Here is an 11,321-nt window from a genome sequence, read left to right as displayed (position 1 = left end):
TTATATACAGTAGTGACTTGAATTCACGTTTGAGAACCACTGGAATTTTATACAGTAGTGACCTTGATTTGCGCGGTAGTGACCCTACCTTGCCTACTCCACAGCTGAAAGTACACCATGGACGACAAAAAAACCGCAGTAAACGCCGTTGAAAAGGGCAAGGCGCTGGCCGCCGCCCTGGCGCAAATTGAAAAGCAGTTCGGCAAGGGTTCGGTCATGCGTATGGATGCCAATACGCCGGTCGAGGAGGTGCAGACTGTTTCCACCGGCTCGCTGGGCCTGGACATCGCGCTGGGCGTCGGTGGCCTGCCGCGCGGCCGTATCGTCGAGATCTACGGTCCTGAATCGTCGGGTAAAACCACCCTGACGCTGCAGACCATCGCGCAAATGCAAAAACTGGGCGGCACCTGCGCCTTTATCGATGCCGAGCACGCGCTCGACGTCGGCTATGCGCAAAAGCTGGGCATTAACCTGTCCGACCTGCTGATCTCGCAGCCGGATACCGGCGAACAGGCTCTCGAAATCACCGACGCACTGGTGCGTTCGGGTTCGGTCGACCTCGTGGTCATCGACTCGGTGGCGGCACTGACCCCGCGCGCCGAGATCGAAGGCGACATGGGCGACTCGCTCCCGGGCCTGCAGGCACGACTGATGTCGCAGGCGCTGCGCAAGCTCACCGGCTCGATCAACCGTACCAATACCCTGGTGATCTTCATTAACCAGATCCGTATGAAGATCGGCGTGATGTTCGGCAGTCCGGAAACCACGACCGGCGGTAACGCGCTGAAGTTCTACGCCTCCGTGCGCCTGGACATCCGCCGTACCGGTTCGATCAAGTCGGGTGACGAGGTGATCGGTAACGAAACCAAGGTCAAGGTCGTCAAGAACAAGATCGCACCTCCGTTCAAAGAAGCGCACTTCGACATCCTTTATGGAGAAGGCACGTCGCGCGAAGGCGAAATCCTGGACCTCGGCGCCGACAACAAGATCGTCGAGAAGTCGGGCTCTTGGTACAGCTATAACGGCGAACGCATCGGACAGGGCAAGGATAACGCCCGCCAGTTCCTGCGCGATCGTCCTGCGCTGGCCCGCGAGATCGAGAACAAGGTCCGTACGGCCTTGGGCGTGCGTGAACTGCCGCCGGTCACTGCTGCTGTCGCTGCCGCTGAAGAAGCCGGCAAGGTGAAGCTGCAGGCGGTCGGCGAGTAATCGCCGGCAGCCGGTCGCTAGTCCATGCCAGCACCCCAGCTCAGCCTTAAAGGGCGCGCGCTTCGCTATCTGTCGATGCGCGAGCACAGCCGGCTCGAGTTGGGGCGCAAACTGGCCCGTTATGCCGAGGAGGGCGATGACGTGGAAGCCCTCCTGGATTTCCTTGAAAAGAATAACTGGCTGTCGCAAGAACGCTTCGCCGAATCGCTCATCAACAGGCGCGCGGCACGTTTCGGCAACAGCCGCGTCATGGCCGAGCTGAAAAGCCATGGCGTCAATGGCGAGACCCTGGCCGAACTCAAGGCCGGCCTGACCGACACCGAAACGGCGCGCGCGACCGAAGTCTGGCAGCGCAAGTTCGGCACCGTCGCGCTTGACGCGGCCGAGCGTGCCAAGCAGATGCGCTTCCTGCTGCAGCGCGGCTTTTCGCAGCGCGCCGCGCGGATTGCGATGCAGGGCGGGCCGGAAGACGACGAGTTCTGACGAAGACGGGTTTCCGTCCTGGCAGCCTGTTTATAGCAACATCATCTAATAGCATCTTTGAGCGGGGCCTTCCCTGGCGCGCTGGTTTTGCATTTCGTCTCCCAATTCCACCGCATGTTCCGCGGGCGTGACTCCGTGCGTACTCGGGACTCTGCGCGCACCCGCGACTTTGAACGCACGCGCAACCATGAACGCACTCGCCACCCGTTGCGCGCCCGCGTATCGTAGCGTGGGCAAGTCTGTATGGCACAGGGACATAGGTAACAGTTGTCCAGGGACATAGGTAACACCCGTTCTACTACCGAGCCCATCAGCACACAGCGTCCGAGCCACTGCAACATTGCCCACTCTGCAAGAAACCCCGCCGAATATGCCTGCCAAGCCCTGAAAACGGCTCTGTTGCAGTGCAACCTACAACGCCCTGTGATAAACTTTTGTGGTTTAAGCAGCGCCGCATGAGCGGTTGTTGTCGTAGAAGCTACGGCAACGTGCATAACGCACACTGGCTGCACCACTAACGGCCGCGCAAGCGGCATTGGTTTTTATGCCCCTGTCTCTTCCCGTATCGCGCTCGCTCCGGCATACGCGCGCCATCACTGTCGAAGCCTATGCGCGCGATGATGGCCTGTGGGATCTGGACGCCAGCATCCGCGACGTCAAAACCCGTGACATCCAGCTTGCTTCCGGCACCCGCCCCGGCGGCCTGCCTGTGCACGACCTCAAACTGCGCGTCACCATCGACCGCAACCTGACCATCGTGGATGCCGAAGCCGCGTCCGATGCCGTTCCGTATCCCGGTTTCTGTGAGACGATCGTCCCAGCCTACAAAAAGCTGGTCGGCCTGTCGCTGATGAACCATTTCCGGTTGCACCTGAAAGACCGCCTTTCGGGCGTGCTCGGTTGCACCCACCTGACCGAATTGGCCCAGGTGCTGCCTACCGCAGCGCTGCAAGCCTTTGCCGACGACGTGTTCGACACCCGCGGCGGCGCCGACGCGAATGGCAGTATGCACTCGGCCGAACGGCCTTTCGAGCTCGATCGTTGCCATGCGCTGCGCAGCGACGGACCCGCCGTGGCCACCTATTATCCCCGCTGGTCGATCAAAGCCGTCGCGGGTTAGCATTCGATGTTTGTCATTTGTATTTCAACCGTATTTCTAAATCAGTAATAGACGAAGGGAAGCCAGCATGAAAATCCATGAGTATCAAGGCAAAGAGATCCTCCGAAAGTTCGGAGTGACCGTTCCGCGCGGCATTCCGTGCATGTCGGTCGAAGAGGCGGTCAAGGCCGCTGAAGAACTGGGCGGTCCGGTCTGGGTCGTCAAGGCGCAGATCCATGCTGGCGGTCGCGGCAAGGGCGGCGGCGTCAAGGTTGCCAAGTCGCTGGAGCAGGTCAAGGAATACGCAGAACAGATCATGGGCATGCAGCTCATCACGCATCAAACCGGCCCTGAAGGCCAGAAAGTGCGTCGCCTGCTGGTCGAAGAAGGCGCCGACATCAAGAAGGAACTGTACGTCTCGATGGTCACCGACCGCATTTCGCAGCGCGTCGTGCTGATGGCCTCGTCGGAAGGCGGCATGGACATCGAAGAAGTCGCGCACAGCAACCCGGAAAAGATCCACTCGATCGCGATCGACCCGGCCGTCGGCCTGACCGATGCTGAAGCCGACGAGATCTCGACCAAGATCGGCGTGCCTGCCGAATCGCTGGCCGACGCCCGCGTGCAACTGAAGGGCCTGTACAAAGCCTACTGGGAAACCGATTCGTCGCTGGCCGAAATCAACCCGCTGATCCTGACCGGTTCGGGCAAGGTCATCGCCCTCGACGCGAAGTTCAACTTCGACTCGAACGCGCTGTACCGCCAGCCGGAAATCGTCGCCTACCGCGACCTGGACGAAGAAGATCCAGCCGAAGTCGAAGCATCGAAGTTCGACCTCGCCTACATCTCGCTCGACGGCAACATCGGCTGCCTCGTGAATGGCGCCGGCCTGGCCATGGCCACCATGGACACCATCAAGCTGTTCGGCGGCGAGCCGGCCAACTTCCTGGACGTGGGCGGCGGTGCGACGGCTGAGAAAGTCACCGAAGCATTCAAGATCATGCTGAAGAACCCTGGCCTGAAAGCCATCCTGGTCAACATTTTCGGCGGCATCATGCGCTGCGACGTGATCGCCGAAGGCGTGATCACCGCATCGAAGGCTGTGTCGCTGCAGGTGCCGCTGGTCGTCCGCATGAAGGGCACCAACGAAGACCTGGGCAAGAAGATGCTGGCCGACTCCGGCCTGCCGATCATCGCTGCCGATACGATGGAAGATGCAGCCAAGGCCGTCGTCGCCGCTGCAGCTGGTCAAGCCTAATTAAGGAATAAACAAATGTCGATCCTGATCAACAAAGATACTAAAGTCATCACCCAGGGTATCACCGGCAAGACCGGTCAGTTCCATACCCGTATGTGCCGCGACTACGCGAACGGCAAAGCTGCCTTCGTCGCAGGCGTGAACCCGAAGAAAGCCGGCGAAGATTTCGAAGGCATCCCGATCTACGCCAACGTGTCGGAAGCCAAAGCCGCTACCGGCGCCACCGTGTCGGTCATCTACGTGCCGCCGGCAGGCGCAGCCGCTGCGATCTGGGAAGCCGTCGAAGCCGACCTGGACCTGGCAATCTGCATCACCGAAGGCATTCCAGTCCGCGACATGATGGCCCTGAAGGACCGCATGGCCAAAGCCGGCTCGAAGACCCTGCTGCTGGGCCCGAACTGCCCAGGCCTGATCACCCCGGACGAGATCAAGATCGGCATCATGCCGGGCCATATCCACAAGAAGGGCCGTATCGGCGTCGTGTCGCGTTCGGGTACCCTGACCTATGAAGCAGTCGGCCAGCTGACCGCACTGGGCCTGGGCCAGTCGTCGGCAGTCGGCATCGGCGGCGACCCGATCAACGGCCTGAAGCACATCGACGTGATGCGCATGTTCAACGACGATCCTGATACCGACGCGGTCATCATGATCGGCGAAATCGGCGGTCCGGACGAAGGCAATGCTGCCTACTGGATCAAGGACAACATGAAGAAGCCAGTGGTCTGCTTCATCGCTGGTGTCACCGCTCCTCCGGGCAAGCGCATGGGCCACGCCGGCGCGCTGATCTCGGGCGGCGCCGATACCGCGCAAGCCAAGCTGGACATCATGGAAGAGTGCGGCATCAAGGCCACCAAGAACCCGTCGGAAATGGCACGCCTGCTGAAGGCCATGCTGTAATACTGACGACCTCACGGTTGCAGAAAGCGGGGAGCGCAAGCTCACCGCTTTTTTTTTCGCCCGCGGTTTTCGCCAGCCGGCACGCGTGCCGGGAGCTGGCATGGCGAATGTGGTCTATGCATGACAAATTGCGTTACGTAAACTGTTCAAGTGACAAAAATTGCTGGCATCACCTGACAATTTTTGTCACCGATCAAGCCAAAACTTGCGTTGACAGGCCGTTTTGTTATCTCTTTTTTCATAAAATCGACATTTTTGGGGCTGGCACACCGCTTGCATATATGAAAGCGTGGCACTGAGCAGTAACCCAAATTCACCTGACACACCACCTGGAGATACAAAATGAACTTCAAGCAAATGCAAGCCAAAAAAGCCCAAGGCGGCTTCACCCTGATCGAACTGATGATCGTCGTCGCCATCATCGGTATCCTGGCTGCCGTGGCCATCCCTGCGTACCAGGATTACATCGCCAAGTCGAAGGCAACCGCTGCCTACGCCGATATCTCGGCAGGCAAGACCGGCTACGAAATGGCTGTCGTTGAAAGCAGCGCTGATTCGCCTGAGACCTTCCTGGCAAAAGCGGGCCTGTCGGCAACCACCGGCAATTGCACCACCATCGCCGCAGCGGTGCCGACCGCCGAAGGTGGCGCTGCCCTGACCTGCACCATCGCCAACCCAGGCCGCCTGGCTGCTGATGCCGATACTGCGCCGACCATCGCCCTGAGCCGTAGCGCAGCCGGTGTCTACACCTGCGTCACCACCGGTTTCGCCGAGACCGAAGGCTACAAGCCTGCTGGTTGCGACATCCCTGCTGCTGATGCTCCAGCCCCAGCGCCATAATCGCAAGCCATCGTGAATGACCGCGGAAGCGGTCAGAAAAAGAGACCGCCGCGGCGGTCTCTTTTCGTTAACCCATCCGCTTACGGGAAGCGGGCGCCTTGCTTACTGCTTCAGGTGCTTGTCCAGCCAGTTGATTACCGTGTGATGCCATTGCAGCGAGTTCGCCGGCTTGAGCACCCAGTGGTTCTCGTCCGGGAACACCAGCAGCTGGCTGTCGATACCCTTGCGCTGCAGCGCGGTAAACGTCGACAGGGCCTGCGCGGTCGGGATGCGGAAATCCAGGTCGCCCTGGATCACCAGCATCGGCGTCTTCCACTTGTTCACGTGATGGACAGGATTGAAGCGTTCGTGGTTCTGCGGCACTGCGAAATAGGCGCCGCCGTTTTCCCAGTCGGTGAACCACTGTTCCTCGGTCGAATAGGCCATCCCGCGATTGTCGAACACGCCGTCGTGGTTGACCAGGCAGCGGAAGCCGTCGTTCCAGTTCCCCGCGATCCAGTTCATCATGTAGCCGCCGTAGGATGCGCCCAGTGCGCAGCTGCGGCCGCGGTCCAGCCATGGGAACTGCTTGACCGCCGCGTCCAGGCCTTTTTGCAGGTCTTCGAGCGGTTTGCCGCCCCAGTCGCCGCTGATCGAATCGGTGAACTTCTGGCCATAGCCGGTCGAGCCGTGGAAGTCGATGAACACGGTGGCATAACCCGCGCCCGCATACACCTGCGGGTTCCAGCGGTAGCTCCAGCCATTGCCGAAACTGCCCTGCGGGCCGCCGTGCACCAGGAAGGCGACCGGATACTTCTTGCCGGCTTCCGCGTTCCACGGTTTCATCACGTGTCCGTAGACGGTATCGCCGTTGGCGCCCTTGAAGCTGAACTGCTCGTACTGGCCCCAGCGCACGTCCTTCAGGCGTTCGGTGTTCAGGGTGGTCAGCTGGTTTGGGGGGCTTCCCAGCTTCATCGAAAACAGCTGCGCGCCGGAGGCCAGGTTGGCCTGGGTATAGGCGACCGTATCGCCGCGCACGTCGAAGGCGCCGACCGCGCCCTTGTCGGTCAGTGCAGCGACCTTGCCACTGTCCACGTCGATCGAATACAGGCGGTGCTGGCCGATGTCTTCGGCGTCGACAATCAAAGCCTTGCCGTCGGCACGCCACTGGATGCTGCCGACCGAACGGTCCCAGTCGGCCGCGAGTTTACGCGTCGAGCCGGTGGCCACGTCCATCAGCATCACCTGGAAGCGATCGGCCTCGAAGCCGGGACGCGCCATGGAGAGATAGGCGAGGGTGCGGCCGTCCGGCGAATACACGCCCTTGGCGTCCCATGCCGGATTGTCGGCCGTGAGGTTGCGCGGCGCCGCGCCGCCGGCGGCGGGCACGGTGTACAGGTCGAAATTGGTCGACCAGGCTTCTGTCTTGCCGGCCAGGCGCACCGAGAACACGATGGTCTTGCCGTCCGGGCTGAAGCGGAATTCCTCGCGGTCGCCGAAAGGTTTCGACGGCACGTCTCCGTCGAGCGTACCGGACAGGCTGACCGGCATGCTAACCACCTTGCCGCCTGCGTCCAGCGGCGCCGAGAACAGCACGGCGTTGCGGTGGTCGGCCCAGGTATCCCAGTGGCGCACGAACAGGCGGTTGTACAGCTTGCCGCTGGCCTTGTCCTTCGCCTTGGCATCGGCACGCTTCTTGGTGCAGGCGAGCTCAAGGCAGTCGCGGAACACCGACATGCTCATTGCGATGCGTTCGCCGGTGGGCGAAACACGGAAGCTGTCGACGTCGAGCGGCAGGTCGGTGACCTTGGCCGGCTTACCACGCGCTTTGCCGCCGTCGACCGGCAGGCGCCACACCTGCGAAGAGCCCGAGCGGGCCGACAGGAAGTAGACCGCGTCGCCGGAGGCCGCCCATTCCGGATCGGTGCTGCTGGAGGCGTGGCTGGTCAGGCGTTGCGGCGCCGGATTGGCGGCGCGCAGGTCGACCATCCAGAGTTCGGTGTGGCCGCGGTTCTTGCCCATGTCCGTGCTGCGCACGGTATAGACGACGCGGCTCGCGTCAGGTGACACGGCCGGGCTGCCCACCCGTTCCATGTTCACCAGGTCTTCCACGGTAAAGCCGCGCGGCGCGGCCATTGCGGTGGTGGCGGCCAGGGTAGCCGCCGCGATCGGCATTAGTTGCAGCACTTTCGGCAGCAAACTCGGCAAACGAAATTTCATGCTCCATCCTCGTTGTCATGTCAGCACGCGGCAGGGCGCCGCGCATAGGCGAGCAATTTACCATGTGACATGTTGGAGGGCGGCGCCAGCCTGGGCGGATGCCTAGACGATCTTCAGCCGGTCCGCGAGCAGGGCTTCATACGTCATGTTCTGCAGCAGCGTGTAATGCACCGGGTCGAGGTCGACGAACTGCACGCCATAGCTGAATACGTCCAGCTTGTCGGGCCCCGACTTGGCCACCGTCGTGTTCCTGATGGCGGCCAGCGTTTCGACCTGCACTTCCTGGTTGCTCGGCGACGTCGTCAGCGTGAATGTGAGCCCCACGACTTCGTTATCGGGCGGCAGCGGATGCTGGGATTCGATACGCGCGCCGCTCACCGACACGTTGGTGAGGAAGCAGTCGACCGGCCGTCCACCGCTTCCCATCGGGGTGACCCGCGCCGGAATCGCGGCCTTGACCCGCATGGCGCCGCGCAGGCTGGTGCCCTGGATCGAGGTCGGGAAGGACAGGTGAAGATAGAACAGCGGGCGCGCGAAAACGCGCACGACCGAGCACGCGAAAGAACAGACGTTCACTCCCGAAAACACCCGCACCGTCAATGGATCGCCTTCCGTGATCGAAATCGGCATGCCGTTCTCGGTCGGGATCTTGATGATGATGTACTCGTCCTTGACGTATCCGATCAGGGTCGAAAAATACTGGACCGGCTTCATCTGCCGATGCGTCATCACCTGCAGGCGGACGCCGACCTGCAGGTTCATTGTCTCGAATTCGAATTCCTGCTGCTTGAGCTCCTGGACTTGGGCGCTGTTCATGTGGTGTGGGCCAGTTTGCCGTTGGGTGGAATGCAAAAAAGGCGAATCATAGCAGCTAACAATCACCCCGTCCGGGTAAAAACGGGAAAGTGGAGATTGGCGAGATTTGGCGTCGGCATGCGTCGCTACAATGCCTCTTCCCTGCGTAAAACCACGTCTTTCCCGAGGAGCTGGCATGACCACCGTGCGCGTCAAACTGTCCCAAGCCGTGATCGATATGCAGCAGAATGCGCAGGCCGGCGAGCTCGGATTCAACGGCGACCTCGGAAGCCTGGTCGACCTGTTTGCCACGACCAGCCACGCGATCGGGCAGAATTATTTGTACTACTCGTCGTACAGCTACCTCGGCACGACCTTGCGCCTCGACTTCCCCGACGGTGCGACGCGCAGCTTCTATGGCGTCCAGATGGCCGACCCGAATGCGGCCAGCGGCAAGGCTTCGGCGACCAGTACCGAATTCATCGCGCCGCAGGCGCTGACCTTCAGCGTCGCCGGGCAGATGAACTACGACTACGTCATCAGCACCCAGGGCTTGTCGCTGGTCCCGTCGAAGACCCAGGCCTCGACGCTGAATGCGATCCGCATTGCCACCAACCTGCCAAGCTGGAGCCCGGACTACGATCCGCAGGTCGGCAATGTGGCCATCCTGATGAACGGCGCGCTGACCATGACCGCCGCCGGGATCGTCGCGGGCACGCTCAGCCAGCTCACCGCGACTTCGGACAAGTTCATCCTCTCGAGCGTGATCGACGGACGCTTCAAGGTGTCGGGCGATTTCAACAGCATGGGCCCGGGCTTGTCGCATGGCGTCGTGGACGGCACGCTCACCGCCTACCGCACGAGCTTCCGCGATGGCAGCTTCTTCAACGTCACCGACACCCAGACCGCATTGCGTTCGACCGACGTGATCGAGGACGCGCTGATGCGCGCGTCGTCTGGCAACGACGACATCAACGTCGAACTGCCGGCCCGGCTCTCTGAGGACGTGGTAGTGGACGCGGGCGACGGCAACGATACCGTCACGCTCGCCGGCGGCGGGGGGCGCCTGCATGCTGCCGGCGGGGCGGGCAAGGACGTGTTTTCGCTGCTGGGCGGCAGCCACCAGGTCGATGGCGGCTCCGGCCTGGATGTCGTGAAGCTTTCGTCGCTGCGCGCCGACGTCACCGTGAAAGCAGGCGCCACGGCGTCGGCGTTTACCGTGAGCGACAAATCCGGCGCCGTCAACCAGCTCGTCAACGTGGAGCGCATCGTGTTCGCCGATGCCACGCTGGCGCTGGATATCGATGGCAATGCAGGGCAGGCCTACCGGCTGTACCAGGCGGCGTTCAACCGCACCCCAGACAGTGGCGGGCTGGGTTACTGGATCGGCGCGATGGACAAGGGTTCGAGCCTGGACAGCGTGGCGGGCAACTTCATTAATTCGGACGAATTCAAGGGTATCTACGGCGCCAGTCCGAGCAACCAGCAACTGGTGACCCGCTTCTACGAAAACATCCTGCACCGCGCACCGGAAGCGGCGGCACTTGCCTACTGGAGCGACCTGTTGAATCGGCGCGCCGCGACCGTGGCCGAGGTGTTGGCGGATATCAGCGAAAGCGGGGAGAACAAGGCTGCACTGGTGGGGGTGATTGGGAATGGGTTCGGCTTTACGCCTTACGGCGAAGGCTGAGGCAGCGGAAGAACGTTGACCTTATGAAATCATTGTCATAAGCTCGGCTGCACGACGACTCACCAGGGGAAGCGGCATGGCCGAAGGACATCGCATCCAGAACGATACGCGCGCCGTGCAGCGCGCTGCGCGAACCGGGGGATTTCTTTACCTGATCATCATCGTGATTGGCCTCGTCGGCGAGGCGGTCATCCGGAACGGCCTGGTCGTCGCAGGCGATCCTGCCGCCACCGCCCAGCGCATCCTCGAGTTGGAATTCCTGTGGCGCGTGGGCATTGCCAGCCAGCTCGTCCTGCTGGTCTGTGCGGTGGCCTTGAGCGCGATCTGGTACTTCCTCCTGCGGCCAGTAAACCGGCACCTGGCGGTAGCCGTGGTCTGCTTCGGGCTCGTGTCGCTTGCGGTCGAAAGCCTGTGCGCACTGCAGCTGCAGGCGGCGCTCGATCCCTTGACCAGCACTGCCTTGGCGAAGGTCACGAGCGCCGAGCAGCGCTATGGCCTGAGTTATATGGCCATCGTGGCGCATGCGAATACCTTCGGAGTCGCGCTGATTTTCTTCGGCGTGCAGTGCCTGCTGGTGGGCTACCTGATCCGGAAATCCGGTTATCTGCCCGCAATGCTCGGCGTAGGGATGCAGATCGTGGGCGCCTGCTACCTCGTTAACAGCTTCGCCATGTTCCTGTCGCCGGCAGTGCAGGGTGTCTTGTTCCCGGCGATCCTGCTGCCGGCCTTTCTCGGGGAGACTGCGATGTGCCTCTGGCTGCTGATGAAAGGCGTGGACGTGGCAAAGTGGCGTGGAAAGCAGCTTGTCCCGGCAACCGCGGGCCTGCCTGAGAGGGCAACCCGGCAGTGAG

10 protein-coding genes are annotated in these 11,321 nt (G+C 61.8%); 8 read left to right on the top strand and 2 right to left on the bottom strand.

What is annotated here, in order from left to right; translation table 11 throughout:
- The first annotated feature begins 117 nt into the window (after nt 1-117).
- The 6 genes from recA (at nt 118) to AC56K1_RS06915 (ending at nt 5,786) form a co-directional block, all read left to right on the top strand.
- Nucleotides 118-1,209 carry a recombinase RecA gene (recA, locus tag AC56K1_RS06940; RefSeq protein ID WP_497157100.1) on the top strand — a complete coding sequence of 364 codons (1,092 nt, stop codon included), beginning with the start codon at nt 118-120 and terminating at the stop codon, nt 1,207-1,209.
- Nucleotides 1,210-1,233: 24 nt separating this feature from the next.
- Entirely contained in the window at nt 1,234-1,692 is a 459-nt protein-coding gene (gene recX, locus AC56K1_RS06935; RefSeq protein ID WP_497157099.1) for a recombination regulator RecX, read from the top strand.
- A gap of 544 nt (nt 1,693-2,236) precedes the next feature.
- Nucleotides 2,237-2,812 carry a DUF2889 domain-containing protein gene (locus AC56K1_RS06930; RefSeq protein ID WP_497157098.1) on the top strand — a complete coding sequence of 192 codons (576 nt, stop codon included), beginning with the start codon at nt 2,237-2,239 and terminating at the stop codon, nt 2,810-2,812.
- A gap of 67 nt (nt 2,813-2,879) precedes the next feature.
- The gene (gene sucC, locus AC56K1_RS06925) at nt 2,880-4,049 is read left to right on the top strand and encodes an ADP-forming succinate--CoA ligase subunit beta (RefSeq protein WP_497157097.1); all 1,170 of its coding nucleotides are present in this window, start codon (nt 2,880-2,882) and stop codon (nt 4,047-4,049) included.
- A gap of 15 nt (nt 4,050-4,064) precedes the next feature.
- Entirely contained in the window at nt 4,065-4,946 is an 882-nt protein-coding gene (sucD, locus tag AC56K1_RS06920) for a succinate--CoA ligase subunit alpha (RefSeq protein ID WP_497133420.1), read from the top strand.
- A gap of 342 nt (nt 4,947-5,288) precedes the next feature.
- The gene (locus tag AC56K1_RS06915) at nt 5,289-5,786 is read left to right on the top strand and encodes a pilin (RefSeq protein ID WP_497157096.1); all 498 of its coding nucleotides are present in this window, start codon (nt 5,289-5,291) and stop codon (nt 5,784-5,786) included.
- Between the two features lie 102 nt (nt 5,787-5,888).
- On the opposite strand, the gene AC56K1_RS06910 is transcribed toward AC56K1_RS06915, so the two are convergent.
- Nucleotides 5,889-7,940 (bottom strand): S9 family peptidase, encoded by a 2,052-nt coding sequence (locus AC56K1_RS06910; RefSeq protein WP_497157186.1) that lies wholly within the window; start codon nt 7,938-7,940, stop codon nt 5,889-5,891.
- A 147-nt stretch (nt 7,941-8,087) separates the two neighbouring features.
- On the bottom strand, nt 8,088-8,801 hold the full coding sequence (locus AC56K1_RS06905) for a flagellar brake protein (protein WP_497157095.1): 714 nt from the start codon (nt 8,799-8,801) through the stop codon (nt 8,088-8,090).
- Between the two features lie 175 nt (nt 8,802-8,976).
- Between AC56K1_RS06905 and AC56K1_RS06900 the strand changes: the two genes are divergently transcribed.
- Nucleotides 8,977-10,470, top strand: coding sequence for a DUF4214 domain-containing protein (locus tag AC56K1_RS06900; protein WP_497157094.1), 1,494 nt, complete (start codon nt 8,977-8,979; stop codon nt 10,468-10,470).
- A 76-nt stretch (nt 10,471-10,546) separates the two neighbouring features.
- A complete protein-coding gene (locus AC56K1_RS06895; protein WP_497157093.1) occupies nt 10,547-11,320 on the top strand; it encodes a DUF4386 domain-containing protein in 774 nt (257 codons plus the stop codon).
- Nucleotide 11,321 lies beyond the last annotated feature (1 nt).

It is taken from the genome of Telluria sp. ZB4P37, assembly GCF_059685855.1.
This window is presented reverse-complemented; position numbering and strand designations above follow the sequence as displayed.

Coding starts and splice junctions, on each gene's coding strand:
- AC56K1_RS06915 (WP_497157096.1), top strand. CDS start 5,289: ATGAACTTCAAGCAAATGCAAGCCAAAAAAGCCCAAGGCGGCTTCACC.
- AC56K1_RS06910 (WP_497157186.1), bottom strand. CDS start 7,940: ATGCCGATCGCGGCGGCTACCCTGGCCGCCACCACCGCAATGGCCGCG.
- AC56K1_RS06905 (WP_497157095.1), bottom strand. CDS start 8,801: ATGAACAGCGCCCAAGTCCAGGAGCTCAAGCAGCAGGAATTCGAATTC.
- AC56K1_RS06900 (WP_497157094.1), top strand. CDS start 8,977: ATGACCACCGTGCGCGTCAAACTGTCCCAAGCCGTGATCGATATGCAG.
- recX (WP_497157099.1), top strand. CDS start 1,234: ATGCCAGCACCCCAGCTCAGCCTTAAAGGGCGCGCGCTTCGCTATCTG.
- sucD (WP_497133420.1), top strand. CDS start 4,065: ATGTCGATCCTGATCAACAAAGATACTAAAGTCATCACCCAGGGTATC.
- recA (WP_497157100.1), top strand. CDS start 118: ATGGACGACAAAAAAACCGCAGTAAACGCCGTTGAAAAGGGCAAGGCG.
- AC56K1_RS06895 (WP_497157093.1), top strand. CDS start 10,547: ATGGCCGAAGGACATCGCATCCAGAACGATACGCGCGCCGTGCAGCGC.
- sucC (WP_497157097.1), top strand. CDS start 2,880: ATGAAAATCCATGAGTATCAAGGCAAAGAGATCCTCCGAAAGTTCGGA.
- AC56K1_RS06930 (WP_497157098.1), top strand. CDS start 2,237: ATGCCCCTGTCTCTTCCCGTATCGCGCTCGCTCCGGCATACGCGCGCC.